Consider the following 15,362-nt stretch of genomic DNA (forward strand, 5'->3'; position numbering starts at 1 on the left):
TGCAGCGCGGGAAAAGCCTCTGGTATTACGCTTCCGGCTCGTCTTCTTCCTCATCGTCTTGGAACTCCAGGTCCTCGGCAATGGAAAGCGCCCGGTCAATCAGGTCATCTGTCTCCTCTTTGGAAGACGCGTTCAGGGTTTCCTCAAACAAGGCCAGGATGTGCTCCGCGTCCGCGTTCACGTACAGGTCGGTGTAGAGTTCCTCAAAGAGGTGGCTCTGTTTCTGGATGATGGCGTCAATCTCCTTCACTGAGGCGGCCGTGAGCGCCTCTTGCAGCAGGTCTCTGATCTGAAGGCTTTCCTCATCGCCGCCCAGGTCGGTGAGCAGCTGCAGCAGCGTGATGCCCAGGCTTAACCGGAGCCGCTCAAACCGGAAACTTACCTCTTCCTGGCTTTTCCGGCCGGGGCGCGCCTCCTGCAACGCTTTCTCCAGGTCAGAATACAGGGGCGTGATCTGGGTGAGGAGGGGGGTAGGTTCAGGACCGAAGACCTGGTCCAGTAATTCTTGGTAGAGTGAATCGCTCATGAGGAGAAACTAAAAAAGGGTCAAGGCTGGGTCTGGCCAGGCATTGGCTGCCGCAGACCCGCTGGCAAGTTAGGAAAAGAACCAATGCGTTTTTACGGTTATTTTCAAAAACAGGCCTGAAACAGACCTTTGCCCAACCCTGAAAAAGCCGGTGCCAGGAGTAACAGAAATTGTTCCTTTTCAAGTTAAAATTAACTAACTTACTAAGGCTGAACCAGCCAAGTATGGGCAACTATGTCGTGAACCGGTCACTCCTGAGGGTTATATGCCTTTTTTTCTTCTGTGGTCTGTTTATGTCTTCGGGCCTGGCCTGGGGGCAGACCAGGGCCACGGAGGAAGATGGGCTGAAGTTCCAGTATGGCCGTAACCGTGTACGGATCCCCTTCAAACTGGTGCACAACCTGGTGATCATTCCCATCCAGATCAACAACTCCCAGCCCCTTAATTTTGTGGTGGACACCGGGGTAGACCGAACCCTGCTCATGGAGATAGGCGCCTTTGACACCATCACCCTCAACAACATTGAACGCTTGTACCTGCGCGGGTTAGGCAAGGGCGCGGGCATTGAGGCCATCCTCTCCTGGGGAAACCGGCTCAACTTCTCGGGCATAGAAGCCCGGAACCAACGGGTGCTGCTCCTGGAAGAGAACATCTTCAACCTCTCTACCCGGCTGGGCATGGAGATCAACGGCATTATAGGTTACCCGCTGTTCAAAGACTTTGTGGTGGAGATAGACTATGAGGCCCAGGTCATGACCCTGTACAAGCCAGGGCGGTTCCCGCAGAAGAAAGCCGATAAATACACCGTAGTGCCGCTCACCATAGAGAATTCCAAGCCTTATGTGCAGGTGCAGGTGACCTTCCCGGACGGGGATAAATGTGCCATGCGGCTGATCGTGGACAGTGGCATGAGCGCCTCCATGCTGTTGTACGCGCCCACCTTCCCGGATGTGAAACTCCCTGAGAAGCGCCTGGAAGCCTACCTAGGGCGGGGTCTGAACGGCGACATCCACGGCGATATTGCCCGGGTAGCGTCTCTGGAGATGGGCGAGTTTGTGTTAAAGGGCCCGCCGGCTTCCTTTCCAGATACCATGTCTATTAGGTACGCCCTGGGCATGAACAACCGCCACGGAAACCTGGGCGCCGATGTGCTGCAACGGTTCAAGGTGGTCTTTGACTACCCCAACTCCCGCATGCTCCTGAAGCCCAACAACAAGTACAAGAAACCTTTCTACTACAACCTGAGCGGCCTGGAATTGGTCACGCCCATACCCGGGTTCAACTTTTACACGGTGTCTCATGTGCTGCCTAATTCGCCGGCCCATAAAGCTGGGCTGGAAGCCGGTGACGCCATCATGAGCATCAATGGGGTGAGTTGCCTGGACAAAAGCCTGGGCGAAGTGCTGCACTTTTTCCAGACCGGCCCGGGCCGAAGGCTGTACCTGCGGGTGAGCCGCAACTACAAACCCTTTGAAACCGTGCTGCACCTGCAAGACCTGATCTAAAGCCGCCGGCGTTTGGGGCCGTTTTTTGAGAAAAAGGCCCCAAACGCCGACCGACTGCTATTTAGGGTTCACGAATTGGTAAACCGCTGAGAAGTCTTCCTGGGCCAACCCTGCCTGTTTGGCTTGCGCGAAGATCTCCTTTACGGTGTGCAGGGTAGGCAGCGCCACCCCTTGCTCATAGGCGGTGACCCCGGCCAGGTGCAGGTCTTTGTGCATCCATTCCAGCGGGAACTCCGGGGAGAAGTCACGGGTGAGGAGCTTATTTTCTTTCAGCTTGAGGAAAGGAGCGCCGCCGGGGCCATTCAGCAGGGTCTGGCACAGCATCTCCTCAGATATTCCCAGGGAAGTGCCCAAACGCAAGGCTTCGGCGAACGCCGCCATGATCTGCCCGAAGAGCATGTTGTTCACCATTTTCATGCTGGCCCCTTGTCCGTGGGGGCCAATGTGGAGCACGGCCTTGCCCATGGTGTCTAGCAGGGGGCGCACTTCCTCTACATCTTTGGCCTCGCCGCCCACCAGAAACACCAGTTGCCCTGTTTCGGCGGGCACCAGAGAGCCAGACACGGGCGCGTCCAGAAAGCGGTGGCCCATCTTATGGGCGATGGTGGCCATGCGTTGGCTGAAGGAAGGATTCACGGTGCTGGCATCAATCCAAAGGGAATTGCCCGGCAGTTCTTTCAGGAAACCATGCTGACCCAACGCGGCTTCTTCCACGGCTTCGGGGGTGGCCAGCATGGTGAAGACCACGCGGCAGGCCTTTCCTACTTCCTGGGGCGACGAAGCCAGGGTAGCACCCTGGGCCACCAAGGCCTCGGCTTTTTCTGGGGTACGGTTGTAAACCACCAGTTCATGTCCGGCCTTCTGGAGGTTGGCGGCCATACGGCTGCCCATGATGCCCAAACCTATAAATCCTACGTTCATCTGTTTCTTTTTTAAAGTTTACCCGAAAGTAGGAGGTACGGATGGCCGAACCAAGGGGTACAGGTCAGACCCTGTTTTGAGCCCAATTTCCTGAAAAGGCCACCGATTCAGGAAGATTGGCTTTCGGGAACCGGAAACGGAAGGTGGTTTCCTCCCCATGGCGGGATTGCACGTCTACCTCTATACCGTGGAAATGCGCAATGGTGTTCACAATGGTAAGACCCAGGCCATGGCTTTCGCCGTCTGGCGCGTGCATCCGCTTAAACCGGCTGAAGATGTGGGGCAGTTGCTCTTGGGTAATGCCTACGCCGCTGTCTTTCACCAACAGTTCAAAGCCCTGGGCTGAGGGCTGCCCTTTCACCAGGATGGTACCTTCTGGCTTGTTGTACTTGATGGCGTTGTTGACCACGTTGAAGAGCATGGTGAACAGCAAAGACTGGTTCGCCTTTTCCAAGGTGTAGTCGGCTTCCATCTCCACCTGCAGGCTTACCTCGCGGGCCTCCGCGCGTTCCTTGATTTCTTCGGCTACTTCCTGGGCCAGTTGCGGAATGTCTACGTTCTCATTGCGCAGGTATTGCTCGTTCTCAATGCGCGAGATCAAAAGCAGGGCCTGGATGATGTTCTTGAGCCGGTGCAGGGTACGCAGGTTGTCTACCAGTTTCTCCAGCATAGCATCTGGCGTGTCTGGGTCAGAGAGCAGGTTCTCCAGCCGCGACTGCAGGATAGAAACCGGGGTCAGCAACTCATGCGACACGTTCCCTATAAACTCTTTCTCCTTCTGGAACGCTTCCTGGATCTGGCCCATCATGGCATTGATGGTGTTGTTGAGGTACAGGAAGTCGGTGGTGGTGGTTTTGAGGTCTTTGGGGGTGAAGGCGCTCGGGTGTTCCACGCGCTGCAGACGCTTCACAATGAGCGTGAGCGGGCGCAACAGAATCTTGCTAAAGGCCAGATCAGTGAAAACGGTCAGCAAGACCACGGCCGCCAGAAAGTAAAGCGCATAGCCTTGCAGGGTTTTGCTGTTGTTCTCAATGGTAGCCAGGGAACGGCCAATCTCCAGCAGGTACCGCTTACCGCCCAGATCAAAGGTGGAAGAAAGCACCCGGTACTTCACAATCTCATTGTCTACCTTGCGCAGGCTATTCTCAATGCTGTTGACCACCTTTCCCGAAGAGATTTCCTCCAACGAGATAAACTCCTCCCGGAACAGGTTGTAACTACCGTAGGCATCGCCGGTCTCGCCGGTGATGAAGGTACCAATGCCCTGCTCCTCAATGATCTTGTACATCTTGGCCTCTTTCTGCAGCAGGCGCTCATCTGCGTTGAGCAAGGCCACCTTGTTCACCAACAACGGCAACCCCACCACCAGCAAAAGCAGGATAATCACCTTAGAGGCCGCGCTGAAAAGAGCAAGTTTTGACTGTAAGCGCATTTATTGATTTGTAGATGAGAAGATTTGAAGATTTGAAGATGGGTAGATTAGGAGATTTGAAGATTTGGAGATGAATTAATTTTCACATTTTCAAATCTCCAAATTTCCACATCTACAAATCATACAGTCAACCGGTACCCTACGCCGCGTACGGTCTCCAGCCAATCGGTGGTGGCATGGGCAGACAGTTTCTTGCGGAGGTTCTTGATGTGCACGTCAATGTAGTTGGAGTCATAGTCGTCTTCCAGCAGGTTGCCCCAGATGTGCTCGGTGAGTTGCAGGCGGGTGAGAATGCGGTTCTTGTGCAACAGCAGGTAATGCAGGATGTCGAACTCCTTTTTGGTGAGCACAATCTCCTGGGCGCCAAAGGTGACGCGGCGGGTGCTGCTGTCTATCTCAAACCCATGGAACGCCACCGAGGAGGATTTCAGCTTGAACTTACGGCGCAAGACCGCCTGCATGCGGGCCTGCAACTCCAGCAGAGAGAAAGGCTTGGGCAAGTAGTCATCGGCCCCCAGGCCCAGGCCCCTGATCCTGTCTTCCAGGGCGCCGCGGGCGGTGAGGATGATGATGGCCGGGTCGTGGTCCATGGCCTTGGTTTCCTGGAGCAGGTCCAGACCGTCATAGTCGGGAAGGCCCAAGTCCAATAAGATGAAGTCATAGCGGTTCACGGCTATTTTCTCAGAGGCTTCGCGCCCGTTGGAGGCCCAGTCACAGATGTAGTGTTCCTGCGCCAAAAAGTGCATCAACTCCGTGGCCAGGCTGGTCTCGTCCTCTACAATCAGGGTGTGCATAGGGAAGGGTAGTGGTTAAAACGTATAGCTCAGGTTTAGGGAAACAAAGGACTGGGCTTTGGACTCATCGCCCTCCAGTTTATTCACCGGCAGCGAAAACCGATAGGCGGGTTCAATATCCACGTTGTACAGACTGAACACCACTGGCACCGTAATGGCGTAGTTCAGCACCCTGAACCGTTTGCTGGTGCTGGTAGTCGTGGTGGTCGTGGTCTGTCCGTTTCCGTTGCCTTTTCCATTGCCTTTGCCGTTTCCCAGCGGGTTCAGCGGGTCCAGTACGTTGCCCAGGCCTTTCTTCTTGTTTTCTGTGACGGTGGTGTGGGTCTGCGAGAATTCCTGGGTACCGGCAATAATGGTGAATTTAGGGTCCAGGCCTACCGGGTTCTTGCCTTTCCAGAGGTTTTGCAGGGGGAGGTAGCGCGAATTGTCCAGCACGGTGAAAAGGTCGCTGCTGCCGCCGAAGATGTAGCTGGCGGATAAGCCCGTCAAAAGGTATTTCCAGTCCAAGCTGCCCCCCACGGTGGCCGCATTTGACGTCACAGATTTCACCAAGGGCGTGTTAGGCCCGAAGAAGAAGCGGGAGTAGCTGACCACCCCTTCAAACCGTTCGCCTACCTTGAAGCTATAGCCCGCTGAGACATCGGTCTCATCAATGAAATCCTCGGTGTTGAACAATTGGTAAGACATAGCGGAGATAAAAAGCCCCGAGGTGTGGGTATAGGTGAGCGAAGCCGCCACGTAAGGGTATTGCGTGCCGGTATTGCGCCCGAAGAAGGAAGCGTTATTGGCTGTTTCCAGTCCCACCGTCCACCAGCCTTTCTTGGAGGCCGTGTCTTGGGCGGCAACGGAGGAAGTGGCTGGAGCCGTGGGGCTCTCCGTGGCAAATGCGGGCAAGGTTAGGAGAAAAGAAAGCAGGAAACAGATTGCAAGGGAAGGTTTCATCTGAGTAGTATTTTTAACTTGGGAAAGGGGAGGGTGATGGTCCTGTCATTTAGGTGGAGGAGGCGGGGAAACAGGTGGCCCAGGCTTGGCTTAGTTTTTCCCTACTTTAATACGGCCTACCCCTACGCCCCCAACTTTGACTGGTTTTCCGGCCTTTACCGCTTTAGTGGCGTTTCCGGCGGCTTTTATAGCTCCTGCCGCGGCACCCCGGCCTGGGCGCGCCGCACTTTGGGGTCGGCCCGCCGACCCTCTGCTGCCTAGTTCTTTCGCGCCCTCAGAAGCTACTTTCTCTGGTTTTCCTTGGCGTCTGGCGGTGGCTACCTCTTTTACTTCCTGGTTTTTTTGGGTGTCCCTCTCTTTCGTTTTACCGGTCTTTCTGGGTTTCTCCTGCCCAAACGGCAGGTCAGCTCCGGCGGGTGAGGTGGCTGGTACTGCTGCCGCCTCTTTTAAGTCAGCTTCCATAGAGGAAAGGCTAGTTCCCTGGAAGGAACCAGGCGTTTCCCTGGCGGCAGGGCCAGCGGCTAACACAGGCTGGGCTCCTGCTGTAGCGGCAGAAAAAGCAAGAAGTGCCAATGAGAGGCAGATTTTCATAAACAGGGAAGACATTGCTAATGAATTATCTTTCAAAGCTACAACTGAAAGAGGAAGAGATAATGAAGAAATCAAGTTAGGGAAAATTTTAATTGACGATGGGGTAATTTCTGTTCCTGCTTTTGGTTTATTTTCTTTAAAAGAAGGCTTAAACCGCTTTGAAAGATTACATTATCAAACGAAAAGGAAAACCTGCGGGGTCAGTTGGTTGAGGGTAAGAGGTGGTACCTGATCACTCTGATGCCCATACGCCGGTTGCGAGGTGGCCAAGACCCAGTTCATGACAAAACAAACGCTGATGATAAGTTTCATAGGGGAGATGTGTTAGGTTAGAATAGGAAAGGGGAGATGTAGTCGCCTTTGCGTTGGCAAAGGCGACTTGGGTAAGGGGTATTAATGGCCTACTTTTACGTGTCCGCCGGCGTTCACTTTGACTGGTTTCACGCCTTTGGTAGAAAGACCGGTGGAAACTTTTGCGCGGCGGGCGCCGGAGGAGTTCACCTTAGTGGCAGTACCGGTTTCTACTCCCACTCTCCCGGCTCTCTGACGCTTCTCAGAGGCGGCTTCTTTCACCAATTGGCCTTTCGCTTTCCCGGTTTCAGTGGTTCCCTTGGCTACCGTGCTCACGTTTTGGCCGTGGTTTTCCTGTTCATGCTTCCGCGCCTCCACGTCTGCCTTGGCTTTTACCTTCACGTTGGCTTTGGTTTGCTCGGCCGCCTGCTCGTTTTCTTCCTGGCGGGCTTTGGCCTTTGCCTTTAGTTCTGCCTGGGTTTGGGCAGCGGCCTCCAGGGTTTCTCTGGTTTGAGCTTTGGTTTCAGCTTTCTGGGCCTTGGCTTCTTCTTTACGGGCTTTAGAAGCCTCTTTCTGGGCAGCGGCCTCTTCTTTCAGGTGGGTGCTGGCCTCTTCTTGACGGGCTTTGGTTTTATCTGCCTTGGCCTTGGCTACTTCCCTTACGGCCTCGCCCTTGCCGGCTCCATCGGCGGAAGCATCTCCGGCTACGGTCACTTTGGCGGTGGTGCTCACCGTAGTGCCATGGGTGGTTTTGGTGGTGGTAGGCGTAGTTTGGGCAAAAGAAGAAACAGCAGCTAAGAAGGCGGCGGCGAAGAAGGTTAACTTTTTCATCTCTGAGGAAGGTTAAGTGTTTTGAGGTCGTTTTTAAGGATTACTGCGTCAAAACTATCTTGTCAAGATGAAGAGAAGATGAAGAAAGGCCTTCAGGTAAAAATTTTCCAAATTTTTTTTTTTGAGGCCTAAGTAGATCAGGTGTTTTGGCCCTCTTATAAAAAAAACAAGCCCAAAACAGAAAAGCCGCTCTTCTTTAAAAGAGCGGCTTTTCTGTTTGATCACCTGGGGATGAGGAACTACAGCACCTTCACCTTTAAATAAGACGGCTGCTGCGGCGTATGGTACACTCGGTGGGTGGCTTTCTGATAGTCCTCAGCTTTGGCCTCATAGATGTTGGGCACGTATTTCTGCGGATTGCGGTCTACAAGCGGGAACCACGTGCTCTGCACCTGCACCATGATGCGGTGGCCTTTCTTGAAGGTGTGCAGCACATCTTGCAGCGGCACGTTCACCGGCGTTACCTGGTTGGGCGTGAACGGCTCTGGTTTCTCATAGCTGTTCCGGAAGCGGCCGCGCATCACCTCGCTGCGCACCATCTGCTGGTAGCCGCCCATTTTCACGTTGGCCGGGTTGTGCGCATTCTGCCGGGCGGTGTCTGGATAGACGTCAATCAGTTTCACCACCCAATCCGCGTCTGAGCCGGTGGTGGAGATGTTCAGGGCCGAAAGGATCTCGCCCGCCAGGGTGATGTCATCGGTGAGCACGTCGGTTTGGTAGACCAGCACATCGGGCCGGCGGCTGGCGAAGCGCTGGTCATCGGTCATGTACTCGCGGGTCATGCCGGTGGTGGTTTCCTCAGAGAAGGGTACTGGTTTGGCAGGGTCGCTGATGAATTCGTCAAAACCGGTGCCGCCCGCGGCAGGCTGCTCAAAGTTGAGTTTCCCGTTCGCCCCGAAGTACAACATCCGTTCCTGTGTGTTTTTAGGCGGCCAGGCAGCAAATTCGCGCCACTGGTTCGCGCCGGTGTTGAACATATAGGCTTCGGGCAGACCCGGCGTGCCTTTGCCAGTACCTTTGAGGTAATGCCGGAAGAACTTGGCCTCAATGTTAGGCCGGTAGAATTCTGAGGTGTTCTGCCGGAATGAGACCTTGCCCAGGTTCTCACCTGCTGACCGCGACCAGCCGCCGTGGAACCAGGGGCCCATGACAATGGTGTTGTACGTGTTGGGGTTGTTTTTCTCAATGGTTTTGTACGTTTCCAGCGCCCCAAATAGGTTTTCGGCGTCAAACCAACCGCCTACCGTCATCACGGCGGGCTTGATGTTCTTCAGGTGCGGCCTGATGTCCATGGCTTGCCAGAAGAAATCATAGTTGGGGTGCTGCACGATGTCGTTCCAGAAGGAGACGTTATTTTTCAGGTACAGGTCATTGGCGTTAGACAAGGGCCCCAGGCGCAGGAAGAAGTCATAGCCGTCTGGCGTGCCGTGGTTGAACCGGGGGCCACCCGTAGGCGAAGGCTGCGGGCGCGGCTGCCCAAACGAGGCCAGGAAGTTGAACGCGTGCGGCAGGAAGAACGCCCCGTGGTGGTGAAAATCGTCCCAGAACCAATCGGTGACCGGGGCCTGCGGCGAAGAGGCTTTCAAGGCCGGGTGACTGCCCACCAACCCCACGCTGGTGTAGTACCCCGGATACGAAATACCCCACTGGCCCACGCGGCCGTTGTTGTTGGGTACATTTTTCACGAGCCAGGCAATGGCGTCATAGGTGTCAGTGCTTTCGTCTATATCTTTCTTTCCTTTCTTGGCTTTGAGCGGTGCCATGTTCACAAACTCGCCCTCGCTCATGTACTTGCCCCGCACATCCTGGTAGGCGAAAATGTAGCCTTCGCGCAGCATGTCTGTAGAAGGCCCCATGCTGGTTTTGTACTTGTCCTCGCCGTACGGGGCCACGGAATAGGGCGTACGATTAAGCATGATGGGGTATTTCTGGCTTTTGTCTTTAGGCGCGTACACCACCGTGAATAGCTTGGTACCGTCACGCATGGGCACCTGGTGTTCCGTTTTCTGGTAGTTTTCCCGAATGTAGGCGGAATCTGAGAGGGTTTGGGCAGAGGCCGTAAGGGCAGGCCACCACAGGGCCAGCAAAAGCCAGTGCCAGAGGTTTAGTTTCATAGGTTGGAAGTATGTTAGGTTGGTGAAGATCGGCGAAGCCAAATTAGAGAATTCACCCGCAGCAGGCAACGCCGTTTCAGGGCGATTTTTCCAAAAAGCCCCTGAAACCTATCTGGCCCGCCGGCGCGGCAGCCGGCTACTGGAAACATACAGCGCCAAGCCCGAGAGAACCGTGAGCACGCCCGCAATGGAGAAGGCCCGTAGGAGCCAATTACCGATGTGGTCGCGGGTCTGATAGTCCATGGTGTGCAGCATCCAGAGGAAATCGAAGACCCGCCATTTGTCGTTCCTGAATTTGGTGACGGTGCCCAGGGCGGCGGCCACGTACACGGTGGTGCCCGAGGGATGATCCATGGTCACGGCCCAAGCAGGCAAGGGGCTCTCGCGGTATTCATGCTGGCCGGTGAGGTTGGCGGCAGTGAGGTAGGCCACGCGCTTGACGGGTACGTTGGCTAAAAAAGCCGCCTGGGCTACCTGAACGGCCTCGGGGCGCGAGAGCATGGGGCGCAGCTGGCCCGTGCGGGCATCAGCTAACTGGTACTGCACTTCTTTGGCGGCGGGGGGCTGGTACTTGACCTGGTAGGTGGGGTTCCCCAGCACGTTCACCACTTTCACGTCCAGGAGATGGCTTTGCGCCGGAAGTTTGGCCAGGACACTGTCCGGGCTTACCCAGCCGGGGCTCCAGGTCATGGCCGGTACCTCGCGCCGTTGGAAATCGCCGTGGATTTCGTCTATGTTGCTCCAGCTGAAATACAGGCCGCCCACCGTCCAGCCCAGGAATTGGAGGCCGGCCAACAGGCCCAGGTACCGGTGCCACCGGCGGATTTGATAACGGAAGTTGCGGCGCATGGCGTTTTTGCAATAAAAGCCCAAAGAAAGGAAGTTTTCTGGGTTCTTACCTGCGGTAGCTTTCTGAAAATACCCTGCAAAGGCGAAATATTTTCATACCAGTAGATTTAGCTCACCTGGCCTCTTTCTCTGTGAACACTATGAAAGGGGAGGACAGAAAGAGCCCCTTTCTTAGGCCTTAGCCGGAGTTTCTGGTTCTGGGCCCGTTTTTCAGGGAAGGGCCGCAAAACGTGCGGAAGACACCTTATACTTTCAGCTATTTTTTTGAACTTTGGAAAACGCTCCGCCCTAGGGTGAAGTCCATTCAAGCCAAACCTTATGTTGAAACCACTCTTCAAGCAAGCCCTGTGTCTGGGCCTGCTGTTGTTCGGGATGTCTTCTGCTTTCGCCCAAGGGGCGCTGCAGACGCCTGCGCAATTCCTGGGCTACCCGTTGGGGGAGCAGTTCACCTACCACGCTCGCATGGTGGACTACGTGCGCTACCTGGCCAGTCAGAATCAGAACAAAATGCAGGTGCAGACCTACGGCCACACTTATGAGAATAGACCCTTGCTGCTGGCTACTATCTCCTCGCCGGCCAACATGCAGCGCCTGGAGGAAATCAAGGCGAACAACCTGAAGAACACCGGCCTGGTGAACGGACAGCCTTCGGGCGGCAAGCAACCGGCCATTGTGTGGCTCAGCTACAACATCCATGGAAACGAGTCGGTCTCTTCTGAGGCCGTGCTGCAGGTGCTCTTTGACTTGTTAGACCCCAACAACGCGCAGACCCAGAAGTGGCTGGAGAACACGGTGGTGCTTCTAGACCCCTGCGTGAACCCCGATGGCCGCGAGCGCTACACCCAATGGTACAACCGGGTGCGCAACCAGAAACCCAACGCCTCGCCCTACGCCTGGGAACACCAGGAACCCTGGCCCGGCGGACGCCCCAACCACTATTTCTTTGACCTGAACCGCGACTGGGCCTGGCAAACGCAGATAGAATCAAAGCAGCGGGCCGTGGTTTACAACCAATGGATGCCCCAGTTGCACGCTGATTTCCATGAGCAGGCGGTAGACAACCCGTATTACTTCGCGCCATCGGCGAAGCCCTACCATGACGCCATCACGCCCTGGCAGCGCGAGGCCCAGAATTTTATTGGCGACTACAACCGCAAGTACTTTGACAAGAACAACTGGCTGTACTTCACGCGGGAGAGCTTTGACCTGTTCTACCCCAGCTACGGCGACACTTGGCCCACGTACCAGGGCGCCATTGCCATGACCTATGAGCAGGGCGGCTCAGGCCGCGCGGGCGTGGTGATCCAGAAAGCCGACGGAGACAGCCTTACCCTGAGCCAGCGCATTGCCCACCACCACGCCGCCAGCCTGGCCACGGTGGAGGCCATGTCCGACAAGGCAGACCAGGTGGTGAAGGAGTTCCGGAAATTTTACGCAGATGCCCAGAGCAAGCCCTTCGGGCAGTACCGGAGCTACGTGTTCAAGGCGAAGGGCGAGGAAGGCCGCCTCAAAGACCTGACCCAGTACCTGGACCGCCAGCAGATCAGGTACGGATACGCCAAGTCCTCGGGCAGCAGCAAAGGCTTCAACTACCAGACCGGCAAAACCGAGTCGGTTAAATACGAGAGCGGTGATCTGGTGATCAGCGCCTTCCAGCCGAAGTCCACGCTCTTGAACGTGCTGTTTGAGCCTGCGGCCCGCCTGGAAGACTCCGTGACCTATGACATCACGGCCTGGTCCTTGCCTTATGCGTACGGCCTGAAAGGAGCCGCCTTCACGAACCGCATTTCCTTCACGGAGGCTAAGCCAGCCGCCCCGGTGACCAATACCCCAGCGCCCGCCACCTATGCCTACATTGCGCCCTGGAATGGTATCCAGGACCTCAAATTCATGGCGGCTCTCTTGCAGGCTAAAGTGCGGGTGCGGTATTCTGAGGTGCCTTTTGAGCAGAACAACGTGAAATACGCCCCCGGTACCCTCATCATCACCCGTACCGGGAACGAAGGCCTGGGCCCCAAGTTTGACCAACTGGTGACCCGTGCTGCGGATTCTTTGGGTATCAAGCTGGCCTCCACCGCCACGGGTTTCGTGACCACCGGGTCTGATTTCGGGTCACGGAGCATCCGGTACGTGAAAGCCCCACGGGTGGCCTTGTTGACAGGCGAAGGCGTATCGCCTTACGGGTTTGGGGAGATCTGGCATTACTTTGAGCAGCAGGTAGGCTACCCGGTGACCGTGCTGGGCGGTGATTATTTCGCCAATGTGCCGCTGCATGAATTTGACGTGCTTATTCTGCCTACCGGTTCTTACACCCGCATTCTGGAAGAGAAGACCCTCAATAAAGTGAAAGACTGGGTAAGGGCCGGCGGGAAACTTATTGCTATGGAAAATGCCGTGACGTTTTTAGCCGATAAGCCAGATTTCGCCGTCAAAAAGAAAACGACTGATACCACTACCTCTAAAAAAGCCCCTACGGCCGAAGACCTCAAAAAGTACGGGAACCGCGAGCGCGAATCCATCTCTGAGGAAGTGCAGGGCAGCGTGTTCCGAATCAACCTGGATAATACCCATCCCTTGGCCTTTGGGTACGGTAAAACCTATTCTGCCCTGGTGAGAACCAGCACCTTGCCGCACTTCATGAAAGATGCCTGGAACGTGGGCGTAGTGAAAGAGGAGCCCCCGGTCACCGGGTTTGTTGGGTCAAAAGTCCAGAACAACCTGCAGAACGGTCTGGTGTTGGGCGTGCAGGACCTGGGCCGTGGCCAGGTGGTCTACCTGGTAGACAACCCGCTGTTCAGAGGTTTCTGGCAAGGCGGTAAACTGCTGTTCGGCAACGCCGTATTTCTGGTTGGCCAGTAGAAGCTACCTTTTAGCTTTTTATAGAGCGCCCGCCTTTGGTGGGCGCTCTTGTTTTTGAGGCCTTTTTTGAGAAAATGGCTCCAAAAGAAGAAGCTAGTTTGGTAGTACTGTGAATCAAAATTAGATTTATAGAGTAAGCTTGTTAAAAGATAACCCGAAACTTATGCGATCATCCCGTTTCCTCGCCTCGGCCTTTCTGCTAGGTCTTGCCGTGTTTACCAATTGCACAAAGAAAACCACTTCCTCGGGTGCTAAACCAGGTGAGGAAATAGTAGGGGAGCAACTGCTGGCCGGCGCTGACCTTACCAAAGCGCGCACCAACTACACCAACTACTGCGGGGGCTGCCACGGCCGTGACCTGGAAACCTTTGTGAACCGGAAGTGGCAACACGGTGATTCGCCGGAAGCCTTGTTCAAAGGCATCAAGCACGGCTACCCCAACCAAGGCATGCCCGCTTACGCGACTACTTTCACCGACCAGGAAATTCAGCACTTAGTGAGCTACATCAGAGAGGGCATTGTGGCGCAGCGCGGAAAACCGGAAGCCAAGGCGAACGTCAACACCTCGCGGTCAGAGAAACTCAGCTTTCAGCTGGACACCGTGCTCACCGGACTGGACGTGCCCTGGGCCATGGCCTTTTTGCCCAACGGCGACATGCTTGTCACCGAGCGCGGCGGAACCCTGTACCGGTTTACCAAAGACCGCCAACTACAGAAGGTAGCGGGTACGCCCGAAGTGCTGGCGCAGGGCCAGGGCGGCTTGCTGGACGTGAAGCTGCACCCCAACTTCGCTAAGAACAACCTGGTTTTCCTGTCGTACTCGGCGGTGAAGAAAGACGGCGGGCAAACGCTCTCTACCACGGCCCTTATGCGCGCGCGCCTGGACGGGAACACCCTGGCAGACCAGAAAGTTATCTTTGAGGCGCAGCCTTGGGCCAGAACCCGCCACCACTACGGCAGCCGCATAGAATTCGGGCGCGACGGGTACCTGTATTTCACCATGGGCGATAGAGGCGGCACCAAAATCAACCCGCAGAACCTGGGGGTGCACGCCGGCAAAACCCACCGAATCAAAGAAGACGGCTCTATTCCCGCAGATAACCCCTTTGTGAAGCAGGCAGATGCCTTGCCCTCCATCTATACCTTCGGGAACCGGAATGCCCAGGGAATGGCCGTGAACCCCGCCACAGGTGACCTTTGGCTCCATGAGCACGGCCCCAAAGGCGGCGATGAGGTGAACATTGTGAAAAAAGGCGCTAATTACGGCTGGGCCGAGGTGACCCACGGCATTGACTACAACGGTTCCATCATCTCTGACCTAAAACAAAAAGAAGGCATCACCGACCCTATTAAGATCTGGGTGCCGTCCATTGCCCCGTCTGGTATGGCCTTTGTCACCGGAGGCCGCTACAAAGGCTGGGAAGGAAGTCTGTTGGTAGGGTCGCTCAGTTTCAAATTCCTGAGCCGGCTGGAAGTAGACGGAAACAAAATAGTGAGAGAAGAACGGCTCTTACAGGACATTGGCCGGATCAGGGACGTACGCGTGAGTCCCGATGGCTATGTCTACGTGGCAGTGGAAAAACCCGGTGCGATCTACCGGTTGGTGCCTGTTTCCCAATAAAGAAGTAGAAGTTCTAACAAGAAGAGGCCCTTGCGCTTTGGCGGTGTTTTTTAGAAAACGCACCCAAAGCGCAAGGGCCTTTTTAT

The 15,362-nt window shown here is 55.5% G+C and carries 13 protein-coding genes; 4 read left to right on the forward strand and 9 right to left on the reverse strand.

The annotated features are described in order from the left end of the window. Positions 1–25: 25 nt before the first annotated feature. Positions 26–526, reverse strand: coding sequence for a hypothetical protein (locus FOE74_RS07945; RefSeq protein ID WP_149098047.1), 501 nt, complete (start codon positions 524–526; stop codon positions 26–28). Between the two features lie 224 nt (positions 527–750). On the opposite strand from FOE74_RS07945, the gene FOE74_RS07950 reads away from it, so the two are divergent. After that, positions 751–2,031 carry an aspartyl protease family protein gene (locus FOE74_RS07950; protein WP_149098048.1) on the forward strand — a complete coding sequence of 427 codons (1,281 nt, stop codon included), beginning with the start codon at positions 751–753 and terminating at the stop codon, positions 2,029–2,031. A gap of 57 nt (positions 2,032–2,088) precedes the next feature. Here FOE74_RS07950 and FOE74_RS07955 read toward each other — a convergent pair whose 3' ends face one another. The 5 genes from FOE74_RS07955 to FOE74_RS07975 form a co-directional block, all read right to left on the reverse strand. Next, positions 2,089–2,952, reverse strand: a complete 864-nt coding sequence (locus FOE74_RS07955) for an NAD(P)-dependent oxidoreductase (RefSeq protein WP_149098049.1) — start codon at positions 2,950–2,952, stop codon at positions 2,089–2,091. 64 nt (positions 2,953–3,016) lie between these two features. Then, the gene (locus tag FOE74_RS07960; protein WP_149098050.1) at positions 3,017–4,384 is read right to left on the reverse strand and encodes a sensor histidine kinase; all 1,368 of its coding nucleotides are present in this window, start codon (positions 4,382–4,384) and stop codon (positions 3,017–3,019) included. Positions 4,385–4,503: 119 nt separating this feature from the next. Beyond that, positions 4,504–5,178, reverse strand: a complete 675-nt coding sequence (locus FOE74_RS07965; protein WP_149098051.1) for a response regulator transcription factor — start codon at positions 5,176–5,178, stop codon at positions 4,504–4,506. A gap of 15 nt (positions 5,179–5,193) precedes the next feature. Continuing rightward, a complete protein-coding gene (locus FOE74_RS07970) occupies positions 5,194–6,120 on the reverse strand; it encodes a hypothetical protein (RefSeq protein WP_149098052.1) in 927 nt (308 codons plus the stop codon). A 90-nt stretch (positions 6,121–6,210) separates the two neighbouring features. Further along, positions 6,211–6,582, reverse strand: a complete 372-nt coding sequence (locus FOE74_RS07975) for a hypothetical protein (protein ID WP_149098053.1) — start codon at positions 6,580–6,582, stop codon at positions 6,211–6,213. Between FOE74_RS07975 and FOE74_RS21190 the strand changes: the two genes are divergently transcribed. Further along, positions 6,542–6,943, forward strand: a complete 402-nt coding sequence (locus FOE74_RS21190; protein ID WP_192576598.1) for a hypothetical protein — start codon at positions 6,542–6,544, stop codon at positions 6,941–6,943. The genes FOE74_RS07975 and FOE74_RS21190 overlap by 41 nt on opposite strands. Before the next feature lie 161 nt (positions 6,944–7,104). On the opposite strand, the gene FOE74_RS07980 is transcribed toward FOE74_RS21190, so the two are convergent. The 3 genes from FOE74_RS07980 to FOE74_RS07990 all read right to left on the reverse strand — a co-directional run bounded on the left by FOE74_RS07980 (position 7,105) and on the right by FOE74_RS07990 (position 10,796). After that, positions 7,105–7,833: a hypothetical protein gene (locus FOE74_RS07980; RefSeq protein WP_149098054.1), complete on the reverse strand. Its 729-nt coding sequence runs from the start codon at positions 7,831–7,833 to the stop codon at positions 7,105–7,107. 239 nt (positions 7,834–8,072) lie between these two features. Continuing rightward, complete coding sequence (locus FOE74_RS07985) at positions 8,073–9,947, reverse strand: CocE/NonD family hydrolase (RefSeq protein ID WP_149098055.1); 1,875 nt, start codon at positions 9,945–9,947, stop codon at positions 8,073–8,075. A gap of 108 nt (positions 9,948–10,055) precedes the next feature. Then, positions 10,056–10,796, reverse strand: a complete 741-nt coding sequence (locus tag FOE74_RS07990; protein WP_149098056.1) for a hypothetical protein — start codon at positions 10,794–10,796, stop codon at positions 10,056–10,058. Positions 10,797–11,114: 318 nt separating this feature from the next. On the opposite strand from FOE74_RS07990, the gene FOE74_RS07995 reads away from it, so the two are divergent. Together FOE74_RS07995 and FOE74_RS08000 are read left to right on the forward strand one after the other, a co-directional pair. After that, positions 11,115–13,655, forward strand: a complete 2,541-nt coding sequence (locus tag FOE74_RS07995) for a M14 family metallopeptidase (RefSeq protein ID WP_149098057.1) — start codon at positions 11,115–11,117, stop codon at positions 13,653–13,655. 163 nt (positions 13,656–13,818) lie between these two features. Next, positions 13,819–15,276 carry a PQQ-dependent sugar dehydrogenase gene (locus FOE74_RS08000; RefSeq protein ID WP_149098058.1) on the forward strand — a complete coding sequence of 486 codons (1,458 nt, stop codon included), beginning with the start codon at positions 13,819–13,821 and terminating at the stop codon, positions 15,274–15,276. Positions 15,277–15,362: the final 86 nt, after the last annotated feature.

This window comes from Rufibacter glacialis (genome assembly GCF_008271745.1).
GTDB lineage: Bacteria > Bacteroidota > Bacteroidia > Cytophagales > Hymenobacteraceae > Nibribacter > Nibribacter glacialis.

Coding starts and splice junctions, on each gene's coding strand:
- FOE74_RS07980 (WP_149098054.1), bottom strand. CDS start 7,833: ATGAAAAAGTTAACCTTCTTCGCCGCCGCCTTCTTAGCTGCTGTTTCT.
- FOE74_RS07975 (WP_149098053.1), bottom strand. CDS start 6,582: ATGGAAGCTGACTTAAAAGAGGCGGCAGCAGTACCAGCCACCTCACCC.
- FOE74_RS07990 (WP_149098056.1), bottom strand. CDS start 10,796: ATGCGCCGCAACTTCCGTTATCAAATCCGCCGGTGGCACCGGTACCTG.
- FOE74_RS07970 (WP_149098052.1), bottom strand. CDS start 6,120: ATGAAACCTTCCCTTGCAATCTGTTTCCTGCTTTCTTTTCTCCTAACC.
- FOE74_RS07945 (WP_149098047.1), bottom strand. CDS start 526: ATGAGCGATTCACTCTACCAAGAATTACTGGACCAGGTCTTCGGTCCT.
- FOE74_RS07965 (WP_149098051.1), bottom strand. CDS start 5,178: ATGCACACCCTGATTGTAGAGGACGAGACCAGCCTGGCCACGGAGTTG.
- FOE74_RS07955 (WP_149098049.1), bottom strand. CDS start 2,952: ATGAACGTAGGATTTATAGGTTTGGGCATCATGGGCAGCCGTATGGCC.
- FOE74_RS07985 (WP_149098055.1), bottom strand. CDS start 9,947: ATGAAACTAAACCTCTGGCACTGGCTTTTGCTGGCCCTGTGGTGGCCT.
- FOE74_RS07960 (WP_149098050.1), bottom strand. CDS start 4,384: ATGCGCTTACAGTCAAAACTTGCTCTTTTCAGCGCGGCCTCTAAGGTG.
- FOE74_RS07950 (WP_149098048.1), top strand. CDS start 751: ATGGGCAACTATGTCGTGAACCGGTCACTCCTGAGGGTTATATGCCTT.
- FOE74_RS08000 (WP_149098058.1), top strand. CDS start 13,819: ATGCGATCATCCCGTTTCCTCGCCTCGGCCTTTCTGCTAGGTCTTGCC.
- FOE74_RS07995 (WP_149098057.1), top strand. CDS start 11,115: ATGTTGAAACCACTCTTCAAGCAAGCCCTGTGTCTGGGCCTGCTGTTG.